General features: G+C 45.9%; 14 protein-coding genes. 1 reads left to right on the top strand and 13 read right to left on the bottom strand.

Going from position 1 to position 20,787, the window contains the following annotated elements; translation table 11 throughout:
- Positions 1–5,723, bottom strand: a 5,723-nt coding sequence (locus FC47_RS04945) for a mucin-binding protein (RefSeq protein ID WP_155519141.1), incomplete at its 3' end; no start/stop codon positions are given.
- A gap of 353 nt (positions 5,724–6,076) precedes the next feature.
- Positions 6,077–6,595, bottom strand: a complete 519-nt coding sequence (locus tag FC47_RS04940; protein WP_039945685.1) for a hypothetical protein — start codon at positions 6,593–6,595, stop codon at positions 6,077–6,079.
- A 414-nt stretch (positions 6,596–7,009) separates the two neighbouring features.
- Here FC47_RS04940 and FC47_RS04935 point away from each other — a divergent pair, with 414 nt between their 5' ends.
- Positions 7,010–8,089 carry an Ldh family oxidoreductase gene (locus FC47_RS04935; RefSeq protein ID WP_056968205.1) on the top strand — a complete coding sequence of 360 codons (1,080 nt, stop codon included), beginning with the start codon at positions 7,010–7,012 and terminating at the stop codon, positions 8,087–8,089.
- A gap of 66 nt (positions 8,090–8,155) precedes the next feature.
- Here the strand turns inward: FC47_RS04935 and FC47_RS04930 are convergent, their stop codons facing one another.
- From FC47_RS04930 to FC47_RS04880, 11 genes are all read right to left on the bottom strand, one after another.
- Positions 8,156–9,274 carry a GDSL-type esterase/lipase family protein gene (locus tag FC47_RS04930; RefSeq protein WP_056968202.1) on the bottom strand — a complete coding sequence of 373 codons (1,119 nt, stop codon included), beginning with the start codon at positions 9,272–9,274 and terminating at the stop codon, positions 8,156–8,158.
- A 126-nt stretch (positions 9,275–9,400) separates the two neighbouring features.
- Positions 9,401–10,420 (bottom strand): lipoate--protein ligase, encoded by a 1,020-nt coding sequence (locus FC47_RS04925; protein ID WP_056968200.1) that lies wholly within the window; start codon positions 10,418–10,420, stop codon positions 9,401–9,403.
- 27 nt (positions 10,421–10,447) lie between these two features.
- Positions 10,448–11,851 (bottom strand): dihydrolipoyl dehydrogenase, encoded by a 1,404-nt coding sequence (gene lpdA, locus FC47_RS04920; protein WP_056968198.1) that lies wholly within the window; start codon positions 11,849–11,851, stop codon positions 10,448–10,450.
- Positions 11,852–11,857: 6 nt separating this feature from the next.
- Positions 11,858–13,471: a 2-oxo acid dehydrogenase subunit E2 gene (locus FC47_RS04915; RefSeq protein ID WP_081036739.1), complete on the bottom strand. Its 1,614-nt coding sequence runs from the start codon at positions 13,469–13,471 to the stop codon at positions 11,858–11,860.
- Positions 13,472–13,489: 18 nt separating this feature from the next.
- On the bottom strand, positions 13,490–14,467 hold the full coding sequence (locus FC47_RS04910; protein ID WP_056968196.1) for an alpha-ketoacid dehydrogenase subunit beta: 978 nt from the start codon (positions 14,465–14,467) through the stop codon (positions 13,490–13,492).
- Between the two features lie 2 nt (positions 14,468–14,469).
- Positions 14,470–15,561 (bottom strand): pyruvate dehydrogenase (acetyl-transferring) E1 component subunit alpha, encoded by a 1,092-nt coding sequence (pdhA, locus tag FC47_RS04905; protein ID WP_056968194.1) that lies wholly within the window; start codon positions 15,559–15,561, stop codon positions 14,470–14,472.
- 178 nt (positions 15,562–15,739) lie between these two features.
- Positions 15,740–16,726 carry an L-lactate dehydrogenase gene (locus tag FC47_RS04900; RefSeq protein WP_006499820.1) on the bottom strand — a complete coding sequence of 329 codons (987 nt, stop codon included), beginning with the start codon at positions 16,724–16,726 and terminating at the stop codon, positions 15,740–15,742.
- 18 nt (positions 16,727–16,744) lie between these two features.
- Positions 16,745–17,479 carry an LrgB family protein gene (locus FC47_RS04895; protein WP_039945692.1) on the bottom strand — a complete coding sequence of 245 codons (735 nt, stop codon included), beginning with the start codon at positions 17,477–17,479 and terminating at the stop codon, positions 16,745–16,747.
- A 33-nt stretch (positions 17,480–17,512) separates the two neighbouring features.
- A complete protein-coding gene (locus FC47_RS04890; RefSeq protein ID WP_006499822.1) occupies positions 17,513–17,974 on the bottom strand; it encodes a CidA/LrgA family protein in 462 nt (153 codons plus the stop codon).
- Between the two features lie 275 nt (positions 17,975–18,249).
- Positions 18,250–18,987: a LytR/AlgR family response regulator transcription factor gene (locus FC47_RS04885; protein ID WP_006499823.1), complete on the bottom strand. Its 738-nt coding sequence runs from the start codon at positions 18,985–18,987 to the stop codon at positions 18,250–18,252.
- Positions 18,968–20,761, bottom strand: coding sequence for a LytS/YhcK type 5TM receptor domain-containing protein (locus FC47_RS04880; RefSeq protein ID WP_039945695.1), 1,794 nt, complete (start codon positions 20,759–20,761; stop codon positions 18,968–18,970). The genes FC47_RS04885 and FC47_RS04880 overlap by 20 nt, the downstream gene beginning before the upstream one ends.
- Positions 20,762–20,787: the final 26 nt, after the last annotated feature.

Below are 20,787 nucleotides of genomic sequence, written 5' to 3'. Positions count from 1 at the left end.
TTCAGTGCATCCTTGATCGCCTTAACTGCGGCATCAACATCAGCCTGACTATATATGCTACCTGATGTATGGGCCTTCAGTATATCATCACCAGCTGCTACGGCTTTGTCATAAACTTTTTGATCGGTGGCGTTCAGGTAGGCATCCGTCTGCTTGTTGGTTGGTGCGTCATCAACTGCCTTTTGCAAGTCTTTGTAATTCGTTTCTTTACCATCCAACTCCGCTTCAGCTTTTGTGATCGCATTCATAGCAGCATCAATATCAGCTTGAGTGCTAGTTTGAACAATACTTGTATCCTCAAGCTTTTTTAGTAGATTTTGTCCATCTGTCACGGATGTATCATATGCTTTTGCTTTATCACTGGAGGCATTTAGATATTTATAGGTTTGTTTGGTAGCTGGAACCGTATTGAGAACATCACTCAAATTTTTTAGATAAAGGTAATCTACGTCGATATTTACATCATTATTCTTGACAGTAATGCCACCAACTTCGGTGACTATATCTCCATCTTCATTTACATATGGCGTAACCTTGTCAAGTACCGTTGAATCTGCAAATTGGCCATTAACCTTGTATACTTTAGCAAAGTTCTCTATATCACTTGGATCAAATCCATGACCTTCATTTGAAAGCAGATATTCTCCAAAACTATCGCCTTTACTTACCCATTTTTCATAAGAGACTATTTCACCCGTCACTGCATCAACCCATGCTTCTCGCGTAAAACGTGCACTTCCTGCTGGTAAATCTGAAGAACCTCTGCCTATTTTTTCATAGTGAATATAAATATTCCGCTGCACAACATGACTTAAATCATAATCACCGAAGTGCTTTGCCTTTGTACCGGGAATTAACTTTCCAGAATAATAATTATCATTATTAACTTTCACGATTAAGTGCTTAATCTTAACATTTACAACATTCTTGGTAGCATCAGTATCTGGAGTAAACGTAATCGGCAAAGTTTGGCTATCATCAACTGTCCAGCCATCTGGAATGGAGAGCTGTTCTTTAGTAATCTGCATTGGTGTACCAGCTTCACCGTTAAGTGAACTACTATAACCAGTTTCATTATTTTGATCATCCAGATAGTTAATTGTAACTTTTGTCACATGCTTAACTTTAACATTTACGACGTTTTTCGATGCATCAGAACTTGGGGTGAACGTAATTGGAAAAGTCTGACTGTCATCGATTATCCAGTTTTCCGGTAAGTTGTTAAGCTGTGATTTGTCAATTTGCATTTCTTTATCGGTTTTACCGCTAAGTGAACTACTATGACCAATTACATTATTTTGATCATCAACATAGTTAACTGTAACTGTTTGTGCATCAGCTGAGTAACTTACCTTTACTGTACTGTTTGGCGTATCTGAATTTACTGCTTGGCTTTGAACAGCAGATTCAGCCAAAGTCTTTCCATCAGTATCTTGATAAAGTTTCGTGTATCCAGCAACGTCTGGAATTTCACTTGTACGGTCATTCCAATTACTATTGGTGGAAGTCCAATTATTATACTTTACCGTACCGTCAACCTCATCAACATCCGCACTGCGAGTAAAAGCAACCGTATCCTTTAAAGTCTGAACGGTTCCATTTGGCAGGTTGATAATAATCGTCCTAGTCACATCCTTGTTCAGATCATCATAGTCAACGCCTTTTGGATATTTCTTTGCTGGATTATCAGGCAATTGATCATTGATTGTCTTCGGGTTGTCGGCACTTACCGTTACTACGGCATGCTTAATTGTATATGTCTGATCCTTTGCAGCCGTTGTCGTAAAAGTGAACTCGCTAGGAACAGTTTGTCCGTCTGCCAATTTCCAGCCAGTTGGTACGGTGCTATTGATCTTAACCGTTGTCCCCGTTTTGCCACTTATTATCGTATCGTTTTGAATAACCTTTCCCTGCTCATCCTGGTAGATGATCTTAAACGATTGATCATCAGCAGCATAAATAATCGTAACCGCAGGATAGACAGTATCAACACTGACATTATCAATTGCTATAACTTTGCCATCCTTAAAACTCTCACTCGTACTGATTGGGTGATATCCAGCTTGAGGTGCTGGCGTATATTCTTCAAAACCAGTCTTAGTTGGATCTGCGTTCTGCCAGCTTCCATACGTCAAATGATCATTAAAGAGGTCCCTAGTAACGCTCCGCTCAAATGATACGCTTTGCGTTTCAGTTTTGTTCGTTCCATCGGGCAGTTGAAGAATGATCTCGCGTGTTACCGCTTTTTGATCATTTGCCTGTGACTGCGTCTGATGTTTGACGCGAATCTGGATGGCGGGACCAGATTCGACATACTTAAATGTTTTACTTTCGTCATTCGGATCATTAAAAGTCATTCCCGATGGCAATAAAGCGGAAATATCCTTATAAGCACCTGTGGTACCTTTAGTCCCTGAGAGAGTAACAGTGTACTCCTTGGCATTATCGTTAACATCAATCAAGGTAAAAGTCTGGCTTACATCGCCATTCCTAGTGTAGCTAATATTGATTGTCTGATCATTATCACCACCACCAGGTACAGCTTCCGCAACACTGGTTTTAGTTGGCTTATATCCGTCAATACTTTTGAGCCCAAGAGCGGTACTGTCTAATGCCTCAAATTTCGTATTGGTATCGGCATTGGACCATCCCGTGTAGGTAACCTCACCAGTTACCGCATCAACAGTTGCATCCTGCACGAACTTCACTTCTTGAACGATCTGCTTTGCTGCCGTGTCATCCGGATAAGTAATATTGATTATCCGCTTAACAGTATGATTTAAATTGTCCTGAGTAACGCCGGTTCCAAAGTGCTTATCCTTGGTACCTGGAATCAACGCTCCGGCGACTTGCGGCTTATCATGCGTAACCGTTACCTTTAGATGATCAACCTTAATAGTGATTGGCGTATCGGTTGCCTGAATCGTAACCTCGCTTGGCAATGATACACCTTCTGCTAACGCATAACCATCTGGCAGCTCCCAGGTAATCTTGTTGATTTTTTCATCAGTCTTGCCGTTGACTACCTGTGTACCAACGTTAACGAGACTGCCATCAGCCTTTTCGTATTGATAGTTGATGGTCTGTGTACCAGCATTAGCTGTATAGGTTATCTCAATCGAAGTATTAGTATCGCTCGTACCATTTGGATAAACCTTTTCAATCGTGGTCTGACTAGGTGTGTAGCCATCAACAGTTGGTACGGGAATATTATTATAGTAATTATACTTGCCTTCAGTATCGTAATTCCGTGTTGATGGATCCACTGCTTGCCAAGGCGTGTAGCTGATAATTTCGCCCGTGACCATGTCAACGATAGCATCACGAGCAAAGTCAACGGTCTGGGGTGTGGTTTGTTTGCCCGTGTGTGGGTCATCAATAATAACCGTCCGTGTCAAAGTCTTGTTTAAATCAGTGTAATTAATATCTTGGGCAAATTTTTTGGCCGTCGTCCCCGGAATGATACCGCCCTTAGCTACCAGCTTGCCTTGAGTAGCGGCATTATGCGTCACGGTATACGTACCATGTTTAACCAACAGCCAAGTTGCCTGGGCTGAGTTAAAGCTTTGCATCGTTGCTGTCCCGGTTAACTGCCCTTGACTATTGATCGTCCAGCCATTTGGCAGCTTGCTTGGATCACCGGCAAAAGTCCAGCCATCCGGAAAATCAGCTGTGAACTCTTGCGTTGAGCCAGCCTTGCCTTCCAGAGTAAACGCTCCCTGTGCAGTTTGATTCTCGTCAACAAAATCAATTACAAACAGTCCTTGATCCTCTGTGTTGTCACTTACGCTGTTGGCCAGTTCGGCGAAAGAGGACAGGTTCGAGCTAGTCGTGCCCTCAATCATTTTCCCATAGCCGTTGTCCATGTAGGTTTGAAACTGCAGAGCGGGCTGTTTGGCGCTATCTGCCGTATTTTCAAAAATAGATTTGAGAATCGAAGTCAGCGTGTACAGTCGTCCCTGCGAATCTTCTCCTAATGGCAGAACCGTCCGAATGATCCAAGGCCGAGTTTTCTCAACATTTGGAGCCACGTTATTCAGATCAGCTACGAATTCACCATCTTGAGGATCTCGATACGTTTTTCTAGTTTCTTTAATTAAATCAGCTGTAGTATCTTTAGGCTGATTTCTGATTTCTTCACGAGTGTAGTGCGTCGAGTAAGTTCCATTTTTAAAATAGATCCGTTCAACATTGCCATATGAAGTAACTGGATTCCATTGTGCATCCCTAGTCTGTTCTACTTTGATAAATGGAAGCAAGCGTGGATCAATCTTAAGATCATATTTCCAGCCATTGTTCTTATATGTAAATTCGCTTTTACGGTTTATGTAGTTATCAATAATGATTGCTCGATTTTTAACATCATAGTAAACATCATCAGTACCACCAGCAAAGATGCCGTTTTTTACAAAGCCAGAAAACATTGGTGCACCAATGTAGCCGCCATCCATACCATCATCCTTACCCGCGGAATCCGGAATATGCTGCGTTGGCGTAATAAAGAATCCGTTGGTATAGCTGGCCCCCAGGATGCTCTTTGAAGGATAAGTCTGGTTTCCATGAGTCAGACTGGTTGTGGTGAAAGGCATATTACCTTCATAAGAAACATAAGACCGATAGCCAAGCGGCAGTTTCGTAAAGTCATTGTCGGTTGCCTGTGACAAAATATCCTTGATTACGCCATCAAAATAAATAACACCACTAGCCGTTCTAGTTTCACTTGAGAAGATACCGGTATTTGGGAAGACCCTGTTAAATTCTGCACAGTACACATCATCATCATAGTCACCGACGTTTTGACCAGCTTTACGCGCCTCTGCTCGGGTCGATAAGTTGAAAACCTCTTTATTACTATTGGTTATCTGAATCTTGGTAATATGTTTAGCCAGACGATCATCAATCTGCAAGTTATAAAACAATCCATCCTTAGGCGTTCCTAAGGCTAGTTCCTTAGAAACATATGTATTCAAGTTGAAATTCAAATAATTTTGATTCCACACATTATTGATCGTCTTTGTTGAGGTACCTTGATCGTAATCAACTTGAGTATTGTCAAAAATCTCATCTGGGTGAAATTCAGTCGTTCGAACAGCTCGGTCGCCATCATAAAGCTTTTCTTGCAGGTCAGGCAGATGATCGTTCTTATACATCTCACTCAGCGTAATCGTGCCTGACTGTGCCTTAGAATTTTGTCCAGCATTATCAATTACTGACGAGGCATCAGAAGACTGCTCATTCGCTGTGGTTGTTGTCGATTTGCTATCAGTATTTAGTGAGCTTGAGGTTGTCGACATGGAGGCCAAATTTGCTTGAAGGGCCTCGGATGCTGAAAAATTTGTCATTACCGTGGTACTTGCCGCTTGGTCGGTATTACTATTTCCAGAAGTGGTAGTCCCGTTGTCCTCTTCTGATGTATTTACAGACGATTTAAGCGTTACCATATTTGAACTGCCAGAATCACTAGAGTTAGTCGTCTCACCAGTTGTCGGCTGAGTACCACTACTCGTAGATGCCACTGAATCAGCTGATGCAGCCTGGCCACTCGTCAGACCCAACGCAACGGTTCCCAGCGTAATCGCCAAACCCTTGGTCAATGCGTGCTTTCCCAACAACATGAAACTGGTCTGATTGGCAGTTACCCATTGACTACCCTTTTTATACATCTTCACGCGGTTCTTTTCATCGATTTCCGCGTTGTCCCCAAAACGATGAATCCTATTCATTTTGAACTCCCCTTTTAAAAAACTAATATCAAGAAAGTATAGTTAGTAAACACCTATTTTCTAATCAAATACCATCTCCGTGTAGATGATAACACTTTGATTGTTAGAATCTACATTATGTAACTTTTTCAGGGGGGATATTTTCATTAATATGTATTGATGATAAACATTAAATGAATACTGTCTTTAAAGGTTTTCCACTTAGAACGGTTGATTTTTATAGATTAAATTAACTCAATCAATTATTTTAGTTATTTAATGTTTTTCTTACCAAATTCAGTTTACCAACGATGCAAAAAACGCCACCAAGCATTTTGCTTGATGACGTTTAAGTTTATCTATATTTAAGTTAACTATTTTTCCGACTTAGCCAGCTTGGCAATTGCTTGAACCGTTTGCCGATCTTTAGCCGTGCCGTAAAACTCAGCTTCTCGTCTGGCATTGAGCTGCTTGACCAGTTCTCTGATTTCATGGTTTTGAGCCAGCTTGCGCATTGGCAGCGGAATAAATGCATTGGCGGCAATGATCGCCATCACGACCCCAACGATCCGCGCGCCATAAAACGTAACGTTTAAAAACAAAATCGTGACCGCGACTACGGCGAACAGCACCGTGTTGAAGTACAGCGGCCAGTGTGGATTATGCCGCTGCTTTTGTCCCAGATTAAAATGCAGATCATATTTTTCACAAGCCAGCTTGGCATAAGAATTCATCTTGTTCCAATAAAATGCCAAACCCACCAGTGCGAGCATTCCAATCAGATTCATCAGACTGGTGCCAACCACACTGCGAATTCCCCAAAGGATCATGCCGGTAATCAAAGTTGCCGCGTATCCCGCCATAAACGGATGACGGACAGAAAATTTTCGCATTTTAGTGCCTCCCGCTTTTAATTACCTTTATTATAAAGCCCTTTCATTTTTTGAGCAAGCGTTTGCACAAAATGGCATCATTTTTATTTTAACTTAAATTAATTTAGTAGATCAGCTTGACAAATTAAAAATCTATTTCTAAAATGAACTCATATTTAAATAATGAAAAGTTAGTGAGAATAGTAGCCGTTTTTTCTAATCTTAGCGAGCGTGGTCTGGTGCAAGCACGCATTGGCAGAAGCGGTGAAATGAACTCATTGTCAAATGGAACGGGTGCAAGCTACGTCCCCGGCCGATTACCGTTATCAATCATGGAGGTCATTGTTACAATGGCAAACCAAGGTGGTACAGCGCGCAAAACGCCCTTGAGCAGTTAGCTTAGGGGCGTTTTTATTATGAAAGGATAACAAAACAATGCGAATCAATGCCGAAGATGAACGCAACTATCTACAAACTGTTTTTGATAAATTAGGCTTTCGCCAAGAAGATGGGGCTTTGATTGCCGATACGTTAGTTGATGCTGACCTGCGGGGAATTTCCTCACATGGGATCCAAAGACTATACTGGTATCTCAGCATGATCAATGACGGCATCATTGTCCCTCAGAATCATGCCAAGATTTTAAAGGAGCTGCCCGGCGCCGTTTTAGTCGATGCCAACCAAAACATGGGGCATCTGGCGGCCAGTCTGGCAATGGACAAAGTAATTGAAAAAGCCAAGCAGATTGGGGTCGGCATTGGGGTCGTACGCAACTCCAACCACTTTGGAATTGCCGGCTACTACGTTCGTAAAGCACTGGATGCTGGCCTTTCCGGAATTGCGCTGACCAACACCCGCCCATTGGTAGTACCAACCAACGCGACCGAAGCCTTCTTAGGTTCCAATGCCTTTGCGTTTGGCTTCCCGGCCTCACCGCATCCTTTCATTTTTGACGGTGCTACTTCTGTGGTTGCTGGCGGTAAGATTCAGCTGGCTGACAAAAAAGGTATTGAGCTGCCAGGCAACTGGGTCGTTGATAAGAATCGTCAAGTCGTCAAGGATCCTAAAGAAGCTGAAAGCATCTTGGCAACCGCGGCCTTTGAAGAAGAGCAAAAAGGCGGCGGTCTCTTGACACTGGGCGGCAGTGAGGTCAACTCCAACTACAAGGGCATGGGCAACTCCATCGTCGTTGAGATTCTAACTGGTATTTTAGCCCAAGGTTCCATTTCAGCTGATACCAACACGGGTAAACACGACTTCAGCCAGTTTGTCTTTGCTTTTGATCCGGCCTTCTTTGGTGACGTTGAAACGCTTAAGGCCAACGCAACCAGCATGCTTGACCGGATTCGCCATCTTAACCATGTTCCAGGCAAGACGATTTGGGTACCAGGCGACCGCGAATACAAGAACCTGGCTGAAAATCAAAAGCACGGCGTTGATATTGATGCCAAGACGATCGAGCAAATGCGAGAAATCGCCGCTGATCTGCACATTGAAATGCCGGCAGAGGTTTAATTTAATAATAGTTCAAAAGTCGCCACGGAGTTTTTCCGTGACGGCTTTTATTAATTAATTCTGATTTTACGGCCAATCATCAAGCTGCCCTATTTTTCGCAGAATTACCTGCGCTGCCGCAACCCCACCGGCCTCGTTGAGATGCAGATGATCCCCAAAATCATAATTTTTTTTGAGACCGCCTTTATCATCAAGCAGCAGTGGGTCCAAATCAACGACCCATGGAAATTTTCTCAACTCTTGATTAATTAATAAACGGCGCTGCTGAGCATCAAGCAACACACCGGCTTGTTTCTCATCTACTCGCGGCGAGAATGGCGGAATCGTTGTTAAAATCAGCGGACAATGGCGTTCATCCAAGATATGCTTTAATTCACTGACCCCAGCTAGATATTGAATTGGCGTTACCAGTTCATGAGTCGATTGAGCGTCAATTAACGGTAAAACCAGATCATTACTGCCAATCAAGGCAATTACTGGATGCGGAAACGAATAAACTGGCTGCGTAACTCTTTTTAGCAGGGCCTGACCAAACGTTTGATAAAGCGGACCGTCTTGCGGTGCATCATGCAGCAGCCGATTACCGGAGATGCCGGTATTAACGACTACCGCCTGACCTTGCAGATGCTTGATCAATCCCGTTTCAAGCATCCCGGTTTCCGCCAGTGAATCACCAGTCAATTCTATGAGCGGAAGTTTTTGATCCGTCCAGACTTCTAAGTGGCTGAGGCAAAACCAGCCTTTGCGTGCCTGCCAGTTATGCGGGAGACGAGGCGTTGCCGTTGTTGAATTGCTATTGATGGCATTATAAAACGTCTCATCATAAACACAGCTAAAATCAACATATGACTGGCTACACGTTGCACACATCCTAAAATAAAGCGGCTGGCCAGCAGTAACCTGAAACGGCAAGGTATCGGTTTGCGCCGTACCATGACTGGCGATGACGATTCGTGTTTGACCGCCACGTGTAATCATTTTGGCACCTTGCATTTTTTCATTGTCGCTGACTTCAAGTCGATCAAAAACCAGTGGCTCATCTCCAAAGTGGTTATGTAGCTGCAAGCGCAACCCACCGCCGCTGACCTGGGGTGTAATCTTGATTAATTGCGTCAGTTTTTTCATTTTAAAAGGCAGCCCACTGAAGTCATGTGGTAAGCGGCTGTAAGCAATCTGCCATCCCATTTGCTGGCCTCCTTTCTTCATAAAAAAGGGCCGACGCTATAACACGCCGGTCCCTACCTGCTGACCAAAGACTGCTAAATTATCGTTCAAAGCTGTTGAGAAGCAGTCGTTTGGGTGCTGGAAATTTTAATGCTGCTTGGTCAGCAGATCGACAACGTCTTTGGGATCAATCCCCACAAAGTAGCGTTGCAGATCAAGTTTTGCCAATACCTGCTGCATGGCATCCTGATCATATGGCTGACCCTTTAAGGCATCTTGAACGTCTTTTACGTCACCAGTGCCAAAGAAGTCGCCATAGATCTTAACATCATTAATCTTGCCGTCTTCAACCAGGAAACGAGCATCAATGGTTCCGCCATCGAAATGCTGACGTTTTTTGACTGAGAACTTTGGTGACTTGCCATATACCCAGTCCCAATTGTCATAATAGCGTTTTTCCAATTCAGAAATCGCCGCTTCATCTTCAGGCGTCAGCTGATATTCAAACTGCTTGGCCTCCTCGATCGAATCGACATGCCAGATACGTTTGATTAATTCATCTCTAAACTGCTGCGTCGTCAGATTCTGGAATTCGGGTTTCAAATATGGCTTAACGTTGGTAACGCGCGCCCGAACTGATTTAATGCCTTTTGACTCAATTTTATCTTTTGGGACGTGCAATGCAGAAGCAACCGCGCTGGTATCAACGTCATACATCAACGTCCCATGCGAGAAGGTGCGGCCATTACGGGTATACATGGCATTGCCGGAGAACTTCTTGCCATCAATCACGATATCGTTGCGACCAGTAGTTTCAGCCCCAGTTGCGCCCATGTCATGCAGTGCATCAACAATCGGCTTAACCAGGTCCTTAAAGTCGCCGAATCGAATCTCATCGGCAGGAACGACAAAGCTAAAGCACATGTTGCCCAGATCCTGATACATCGCGCCGCCACCCGACAGACGCCGTGTAATCGTAATGTTATGTTCACGACAGTACTCGGCATTAATTTCTTCCATCGTGTTTTGATTGCGTCCCACGATAATGCAAGGCTTTTCGATATAAAACAGCATGAATGGCAGCTTCAGCTTGTCGCTGTTCATCAGATACTGCTCGGTTGCCAGATTGCGACGGATATCCTCACTAGGCATTGCTAAATATTGCATTCGACACCACTGTTCCCTTCATCCAATTTAAATATTGGTTGGCATTCCAAGACCCACATCTGCAGCATCCATCAGCGTTTCTGACAGTGTTGGGTGCGGATGAATCGTCAATGCAATGTCATCAATCTCATTTCCTGATTCGATTGCCAAGGTCAGCTCGCTGATCAGATCAGAAGCATCCGGCCCCACGATCTGAGCACCGACCATGACATGCGTATCCTTCATGAATACCAGCCGAACAAAGCCTTCCGTTGCCTTCATGGATACGGCTCGGCCATTAGCCATGAATGGGAACTTGGCGGTTTTGACGTCCAGGCCCTTTTCCTTGGCTTGTGCCTCGGTCAGTCCCGTGGTAGCAATCTCATTGTCCAGGTAGCAGACAGCCGGCATTGCGTGATAGTCGACGGTTGTTGGCTTACCAGCGATCGCCTCAGCTGCTACTTTGCCTTCGTAGCTGGCTTTATGTGCCAAGGCAGCTCCAGCCACGATATCACCGATTGCGTAAATGTTCTTAACGCTGGTCTGACCCTGGGCATCAACTTCAATCAAGCCACGCTTATCAAGCTTGATCCCGGCTTGTTCTAGTCCCATTTCCTTGGTGTTGGGACGACGACCAACTGAGACAACGACGTAATCGGCATCCAGCGTGTGTTCTTCATCGCCCACAGCATAGGTAACCTTGACACCATTTTCAGTCTGTTCTGCCTTCTTGGCCATCGCATTGGTAATTACGTCAATCCCCTTGGCCTTGAAGTCCTTTAAAGCAACCTTGACCAGATCAGGCTCATAGTTGCCCAGAATCGACTTGGTACCTTCCAGAATCGTTACGTGAGCGCCAAAGTTGGCAAAGGCATTGGCCAGCTCACTGCCGATGTAGCCACCACCGATGATGACCAGATCCTTTGGTACTTCCTTTAAGGCCAGAGCGCCCGTGGAATCCAATACGCGGCCCTCAAACTTAAAGCCTGGAATCTCGATTGGATGACTGCCCATCGCCAAAATTAAGTGCTTGAACGTGTAGGTCTGACCATGCTGATCATTGATAACACGCAGGCTGTGGTCGTTCTTCAAATAAGCTGAGCCCCAGATCACGTCAATCTTGTGCTCCTTAAACAGGAAGCCAACCCCATTGGTCATCCGCTTAACGACACTGTTTTTAAACGCTTGAACCTTTTCAAAATCAAGTTTGGCATCAGTAACCTCAATACCTTGATCAGCTGAGTTCTTGGCCGTTTGATAGTTATGACCGACTTGAATCAAAGCCTTTGATGGAATACAGCCGACGTTTAAGCAGACGCCGCCAAGATAGGTACTTTCGACAACTGCAACCTTTTGTCCCATTTCGGCAGCGTGAACGGCAGCCACATAGCCGCCAGGGCCCGCACCAACGACAATGGTATCCAAATCAATTGGGAAATCTCCAACAACCATTCGTGATCATCCTTCCATTAAAAGCAGTTCTGGGTCGCTCAACAGCTCGTGCAGACGGTTCATAGCCCGTTGCGCCGTCCCACCATCAATTACCCGGTGGTCGCAGGTCAACGAAAGCTTCAGAACCCGAGCAACCTTGATTTCGCCATCTTCAACAACCGGTTCCTGAACGATCTTGCCCATACCCAGGATGGCTACTTCTGGCCAGTTAACAATTGGGGTAAAGAAGCCACCGCCGATTGAGCCGATATTGGTAATGGACATGCTGGTATGGCTCATGTCGTCACCCGACAGCTTGCCGTCCTTGGCCTTTGCCGTATTAGCAGAAATCTGCTTGGCAATGTCAAACAGGCTCATGGAATCAGCATGCTTGATGTTTGGTACGAATAGGCCACGATCAGTGTCGGTAGCAATTCCAACATTGATGTAGTCACGGTAGACGATCTTTTCATCAGCCATGTCAACCATAGAGTTAAAGATTGGGAATTCCTTTAAGATAACCGCCAGTGCCTTGGTCATGTATGCCATGAACGTCAGATGAACGCCATGGTCCTTAGCCAGTTCCTTGTACTTCTTGCGGTGATCCCAGAGCTTGTCAACTACAACGTCTTCAAAGACCGTGATCATTGGGGCTTGTTGTACGGAGCGAATCATGGCCTTAGCCGTAGCGCGACGTACCGGCGTCATCTTTTCTTCATGCTCTGGCCATGCTGGCGTAGCCTTAGGCAGTACCGGCTGTTCTACGGAAACTGCAGTGGCTGGTTTAGCCTTTGGCATTTCAGAAGCAGCGGCTGCGGCAGGTGCAACACTGGCAGCTGGAGCAGCTTTGGCACCACCAGCCAAGAAGGCATCAACGTCCGCCTTAAGAATCTGGCCATGGTGACCGGTACCAGCAATCTTGGTCAATTCAGCACCCTTTTCACGAGCATAACGACGTACGGCTGGCATTGCCAGTACTGGCAGTGAATGGTCTGCAGCTGCTGGAGCTGGAGCAGCTTTAGCAGGAGCCGGAGCAGGTTCTTGTGCAGGAGCAGGCGCCACGTCGCCTTCAACGTTGCCTTGACCGGCTGCAACCTGCAGTTCAACCAGAACTTGGCCAACCTTGACGTCATCGCCCTTTTCAAAGTTGATCTTAGTAACCGTACCGTCAACTGGAGAAGGAATTTCTGAAGTTGACTTGTCGTTTTCAATTTCAACCATGTCAGCATCCTTGGCAATCGTATCGCCGACCTTGACGTGCCATTCGCCAATCGTACCTTCTGCCATCCCTTCGCCCAGTTCTGGCATCTTGAACTGATAGATTTCAGCACCACCAGCCGGAGCAGCTGGGGCCGATTTGGCGGCTGGTGCTGCACTTTCATCAACGTTGCCTTGACCATCAGCGACCTCAAATTCAATCAAAACTTGGCCGACTTTGACGTCATCGCCTTTTTCAAAATTGATCTTGGTTACCTTGCCATCAACTGGAGAAGGAATCTCTGAGGTTGACTTGTCGTTTTCAATCTCAACCATGTCGGCATCCTTGGCAACGTCATCGCCAACCTTGACGTGCCATTCACCAATCGTGCCTTCTGCCATTCCTTCGCCCAGCTCTGGCATCTTGAATTCGTATTTGCTCATTGATCTTCCACCTCGCGATTAAAAGTTGACGGTTTCCTTAACCTTATCAACGATGTCTTGCTTGTTAGGCAGCCATACTTCTTCGGCATCACTGAATGGATATGGCGTGTCTGGAGCAGCTACCCGAGCAATTGGGGCATCCAGGTACAAAATGCCTTTTTCGCCGATCAGCGAGGCAACCTGACCGCCAACACCGGCCTGCTTTTGAGCTTCTTGAACTAGTACGACGCGACCCGTCTTCTTGACGGATGCCAGAATCGTATCTTCGTCAAGCGGTGCCAACGTCCGCAGATCAACGACTTCCGCATTGATACCGTCTTTTGCCAGTTCTTCAGCAGCAGCCAGACTTTCTTGAACCATGTAGCCGTACGTAATAATCGATACATCAGTGCCTTCACGCTTGACGGCCGCTTTGTCCAAAGGAATGGTGTAGGCTTCATCAGGCACTTCTTCCTTGATGGAACGGTACAGTTTCATGTGTTCACAGTAGAAGACCGGATCGTCGGAGCGAATAGCAGAGATCAAAAGTCCCTTGGCATCATATGGACCACTTGGCGCAACTACACGCAGACCAGGAACTTGAGTCAGCAGACCCTCAAAACTGTCCGAGTGCAGTTCTGGCGTGTGAACACCGCCACCAAACGGAGCACGCACCGTAATTGGGAATTTGCGCGAGCCACCCATCCGGAAGCGGTAACGTGCCATTTGCCCAGCCAGTTCATCAAAAGCTTCGTAGATAAAGCCCATAAACTGCAGTTCTGGTACCGGACGGAATCCTTCCAGCGCCATCCCGTTGGCCAGGCCGATAATGCCTGATTCAGCCAGTGGCGTGTCAAATACTCGATCTTCACCGAATTTTTCTTGCAGACCATCCGTTGCCCGAAAGACACCACCGTTTTTACCAACGTCTTCACCAAAGATCATTACCTTGTCGTCATGAGCAAGCTCTTCATCCATGGCAGCCGTAATTGCCTTGATCATTGTCATCTTAGCCATGATTACTTAGCCTCCTTTGCCTGATAAGCATCCAGCTCTTTTTGAATTGCTGGTGGCGTAACCACATATTCGTTTTGCATCAGTTCGGTGACGATTTGAGCTGGTTGGGACTCAACCTTTTCCATTGCGTCATCGACTTCTTTGTTGGCTGCATCAACGCAGGCCTTTTCCTTGTCTTCATCCCAAAGGCCCTTGCTCTCTAAGAACTTGCGCATCCGAATCAGTGGATCCTTCTTCAGCCAGACGTCTTCTTCACTTTCGGAACGGTAACGACGAGGTACGTCACCGGCAGTAGTGTGTGGTCCGTAACGGTAGCACAGCGTTTCGATCAAAACAGGACCATTGCCGGCCGTGATCCAGTCACGAGCCTGCTTGGCAACGCTGTAGACGGCCAAGGCATCCATCCCATCAACCTGCAGTCCAGGAATCCCACAGGCAACGGCTTTTTGTGCCAAGGTTGGGGCCGCCGTCTGCGCCTTTCTTGGAACTGAAATAGCATACAGATTGTTTTGTACGAAGAACAGGGCTGGTGCTTTAAAGGCACTGGCAAAGTTGACGCCTTCATAAAAGTCACCTTGCGAGGTACCACCATCACCAGTATAGGTGTAGGCAACGTTCTTGCTGCCCTTCTTCTTCAAGCCCAGTGCAACACCGGCCGTTTGGGCATATTGAGCACCAATGATGATCTGAGGTGGAACCGCCTGCAGATCTTCAGGATACTTGTTGCCGTTGACGTGGCCGACACTCCACAAGAAGCCTTTCCACATTGGCAGACCATGCTTTACCAGCTGTGGTACGTCACGGTAGCCGCCAAGCAGAAAGTCATCCTTGCTCATCGCAAAGTTGGAGCCCATTTGACTGGCTTCCTCACCGGCAGTTGGGGCAAAGAAGCCCAGCCGACCTTGCCGACAAAGTTTCATGGTCCGGTCGCCTAAAACTCGTGACCAAACCATTTGCTCAAACAATTCAACCAATTCATCATCACTCAGGTCAGGCATCAGATCGGGATTAACGACTTTGCCATCTTCGTCCAGAACTTGAAGCGGCTTGATTTCGGGGTTATGTTTAAACTCCTCAAAATCCAACTTTTTCATCTAGAACAACCTCCTTTAATAAACAATGAAACGCTTACAAATATAGTTTTAAACCATTTTATTTAAAAATCAAGTCTTTTTTCGAAAAAAACGAGGGAAACTTTCTCCATTTCTGGAAACGTTTTCCTCGTTGATTTTGTGAAACATTATGCAATAATGCTCATTAATTCGTGAAACATTATGCATCAGCTACCAACGAGACGATCTCCTTGTTCAGACCGGTTTCGTTCATGCCGCGATCGACAGCTTCACGCAGGACTGCAGCAGAATGAGCCATTGCTTTTTGCTCACGTTCATTCAATTGGACGTCAATCACCTGTTCAACCCCATGCGCATTGATTACGGCTGGCGTACCCAGGTAAAGATCATGGACGCCATATTCGCCATTGACATAGGCACCAACTGGTAAGACCGCATTTTCATTGCGCAAGATAGCTTTGGTAATCCGCATCAAAGCGGTGGCAACGCCATAGTAGGTTGCACCTTTGCGATTGATAATTTCGTAGGCTTTGTGACGAGTTTCATTTTCGATTTCCAATAGCCGCTCAATAGAGATATTTTGCTCTTCGGCAATCTTAAGCAGATTCTTGCCACCGATTGAGGCTGAAGAATAGGCCGCAAATTCAGAATCACCATGTTCGCCCAAAACATTGGCGGATACATCAGCTGGGCTGACGTTAAATTCCTTAGCCAATGCTACCCGCAGCCGTGCCGTGTCCAGCAGCGTACCGGAGCTGATAACCCGACTGGTTGGGAATCCTGAGATCTTTTGGACGGCATAGGTCAGAATGTCGACTGGGTTGGCAGCTACTAAAAAGATGCCGTTAAAGCCGGACTTAACCACGTTTTGCGTAACATCAGCCATGATCTTGAGGTTCTTGTTGATCAGCTGCAGCCGCGTCTCACCCGGCTTTTGGGCTGCTCCGGCACAGATTACGACCAGATCGGCATCACGACAGATGGAATAGTCCGCTGACTCAACCTTTTTTGGCGATGTAAAGACCGTGGCATCCTCAAGGTCAAGCGTGTCACCCTCACCCTTGCTCTTGGTGTGGTTGATAATGGCAAACTCTTCAGCCAGTCCTTGTTGAACCATGGCAAACGCGTAGGCAGAGCCGACTGCGCCATCACCAATCAGCACGACTTTTTGTTGTCGATAAGACATAATGTGATTCTCCTTTGCTTATTTCATGAACAGGTTGACATACAGTGGCACTAAGATGTCCATTGCCAGTGATACGACAACGACGGCAACTGAAGCCATGGCACCTTCAATCGAACCCAGTTGCAAAGCCTTGGCAGTACCAACCGCGTGACCGGCTGAACCCAGTGCCAGACCATTGCCGACCCGTGACGTCTTGTTAAGGCGGAAGACCTTGATTAAGAAGTTGGCCAAAGCGTAAATGATAACGGCGTTGATGATACATGCCATGGCCGTGATGGCAGGATCACCACCGACACCTTTAGCAATTGGCATGGCAACGGCAGTCGTAGCAGCTTGTGGCATCATTGCAGCCGTTGAAACTCGTGACAGACCAAACAGCTTGGAAACCATTTGAATCCCAAACAGTGAGATAAAGCCACCGACAAACAGCGTCAAAACGATATCGAGCCAGTACTTCTTAAAGATATCGTTACGCCGGTAAAGTGGAATGGCAAATGCCACCGTAGCAGGATTTAAGAACCAGAAGATGATATTCCCACCCGGCAGGTAGTACTTCGTGTAAACGGCAGCCGTCGTAGAACCGATTCCCTTGGCCCAGATTGCCAAAACCGCAATCCCAAAGACCATGCCGACCAAAAGCGGCGTGAACAAGAAGAACCCATGACTGATCTTAAACAGCCACATTCCCAGCAGATAGCCAACAAGCGAAATAAAGATACCAGTATATGGCAGCATTAGTGATTGAGTGAACATGCTTAAAACATTTCCTTTCCTATTTTATAGCGTTTAGTGAGCTAATTTTTGTGAGGCGTTTTTTACTGGCGCATCTGATTTCTTACTCAAGCGTCCATGCAGCTTAACGAAGAAGTTACCAACGTAAGCAATTACGACCAGCAAAATGATCGTTGAGATGATGATCACGCAGATGTCTTGCAGACCTTCTTTTCTCATCAGACCCAGACTACCTGCCAGCTGAACGCCAGATGGAACGAACAGGAATGCGATCAAGCTGATCATAAAGTCACCAAATTTTTCAACCTGCTCCAGTTTAACGATATGAGCTGCCAACAGAATGTAGAGCAATACCATCCCAATCAGTGGCGTTGGTACTACGAAGCTGGCTGGAAACAGATCCGAAATGAATTGTGACACAAACAGGATGGTACCAAAGATACCCATTTGAACCAAAATTGGTGCGGCCTTTTTTTCTTCTTGCTTGGTCGCAGTCTGCTTTGCTTTCTTATCCATGTTACTTTTCCTTCCCTCAAATCAATCCGAAAATATCATAAAAAATAATTGCAGTTAATCTTATTTAGGATGGCCACCTTTGATATCGATTACACAATGTATTGTAGTTAACTTTGGTGATTTTGTGTTGAATTTCACATTGATTGACCCAATTTTACCGTGAAATGCCTTTATCAGCCGCTGAGATGCCCTGAGGATTCTTTTTTGACAAAATAAAAAGCACTGAATGCATTATCTTAACATTCAATGCTTGTGCAAATATTAGACAATTCGAGTTACTGCAGTCCGATTGCCTTCTTGGTTTTAGCCACATATGACCTACTGACTGGAATTTTGCTACCGTCTTTTAACGTTAATTCGTAGGTGTGATTAAAACTTGGCTGCATCTCATCAATTTCATCCAAATTGACGATAAATCCCCGGTGTATCCGCATAAAATGCCTTGGATTCAGCAATTGGGCGATACTCGTCAAGGTCTGGCGGCTGATCAACAGCTTGTCGTTTCTAAGATGCAGATGTGTATAGCCTCCCTGGGTTTCGATGTACATGATGTCACGTTTTTGGATCACCATTGTTTTGTCATCAATCGTGATCGACAGTCTTGGATTTTGCCAGGCTGCCTGTTCAGCAACATTTTCTGCTTGGTCGGCGGTTCCTCGAATCTTGGCAACCCGGGCAACGGCCTCGTTGATGCGCTCGGGGTCAAACGGCTTGAGAATATAGTCAACGGCAGCCTCATTAAAGGCATCGACCGCATAATTGTCATAGGCGGTTGCAAAAACGATTGCTGGCGGCTGCGGCAGCTTTTTCCAACGTCTAGCCAGCGCCATCCCATTGCCGTCATCCAGCTTGATATCCAAAAATACCAGATCAGGCTGATTGGCATTGACCTTTTGATCTGCCATCATTACCCCATTGGCCTCGTCAATCTCATTGATCAGCACATTTTCCTTCAATAAATAATGCAGTTCATTTCTGGCTAACGGCTCATCGTCAACAATCAGTACTTTCATCGGTCGCCACTCCTTTCAGATTGGGTTTTTGTTCAGTTTGTGCATAAGGGATCAAAAGCGAGATTGAAGTACCCGTTTTTCCGGTAACGATCTGCACTTTGGCACTATCGCCATACAGACCTTTTAGCCGCGCGTTTAGGTTCTGCAAGGCCGTACCGCTGCCGTGCTTGGAATTAATTTTTTCTTTACCCAGCTTATCAATCACGTTAGGATCGATACCCTCACCATTATCGGTCACCCGAATCTCTAGATATCTGCCTGACCTGGTAATCCAAATATTGATGATGTTGCCGGTCTTGCGGTTGCCGAATGCATGGTGAATTGCATTTTCAACCAGTACTTGAATTGCAAATGGCGGTACCAATACCTGATCATCAACGCTGCTAAAGAATTCCACGTCATACTTATCGGGAAAGCGCGTCTGTTCCAGGTTTAAATAGGCCTTAACATGAGCTTCTTCTTGCCTGAGCGGAATTTTGGACTGATTGGCACCCAACAGATTGGAGCGGAAAAACGTACTCAGCTCACGCAGCAAAAAGCGCGCCTTTTCACTATCAAACCGAGAAATTGCAATAATCGTATTGATCGAATTGAAAAAGAAGTGTGGACTGATCTGAGCTTGTAATGATTTAAGCTCGGCATCCCTAAGCAAACCGGCTTGGCGCTCTTTTTCGCCCAAAACGATCTGAGTGGCCAAAATTTCACCCAGGCCCTCACCGGTTTGAATCTCAACCGGCGTTAATTTCCAGTTTTCCGTAAAGTACAAGGTCAAAACACCTAAGACCCGACCACCAAGCATCATCGGAATCGCCATTCCTGCCTGTAATGGACAGCGCAAATTTTGACAGCCGATCTGATCGGCATTATAAACCAGCTGCGTCTGTTTTTCTCGTAAAGCTCGCTTAACGAAATTCGGTACGTTATCTTTCGGCATGTCTTGGCGATGATGGTCGCTGCCGGCTCCTGCAAAGGCGAGCGTTTTTTCACCGTTGCCGATACCGACCGCATCAAAATCAGTATATGCCAAAATTAATCTAGCCACTTGTTTGGCCGACTCTGGCTGCAAACCGTGACGAAATGCCGGTAAGGTTCTAACGGCCAGTTTCATCACCGAACGCGTCTGAACAGCCCGCGTGTCGACTTCTTGACGAAAATAAAGTGATAAGATCATCAAGAAAAATGCCGTCCCAACAGAGCTGATCACGATCATTGGCAAGGCGATAAAACTAACCAGCTTCAAGTGTGTTGGACTAAACAAAAAAACAAACACCATCTGAATTGACTCCATTATTAAACTGATCAAGAAACCTTGCCAAGGCGGCATCACGACAAAATGCCGCCGATCCTTGCGATAAAGCATCCCTGACAAAACCCCGATCAGAGTCGAGCTGATAATGTAAAACCATGCATCACTTGCCCAGCCTTCCATCATCGTCCGGTGCGCACCCGCAACCAGACCCGTGATGCCGCCAACGCTTGGCCCACCAACGATACCGGCGACTGTAACCGCCAGAATACGGACGTTGACCACTGAGTAGCCTGGAATCACGTGCCAGAGAATGGTTTCGCGCATAATATGATTATTGGGATCAATTTGGATACCCAGCATGTTTGAGATAATTGCAAACGCCGAAAAGATCAAGGTCAGCTTGAAGCGATCGGCGGGTGTCGATTCCAACAGCAATTTGCGGAAGGGACGTATATTGACCAGGATGAAGGCCAGCAGAACAATCAGTCCCACACGCTCAGCCGTTAGAAAAGCTAGTTCTCCCATAAATTCACTCCTTAAATCTTGCTCAT

It is taken from the genome of Limosilactobacillus mucosae DSM 13345, assembly GCF_001436025.1.
Taxonomy (GTDB): domain Bacteria; phylum Bacillota; class Bacilli; order Lactobacillales; family Lactobacillaceae; genus Limosilactobacillus; species Limosilactobacillus mucosae.
Note: the sequence above shows the minus strand (reverse complement) of the source record. Positions and strands in the feature narration are given on the sequence as shown.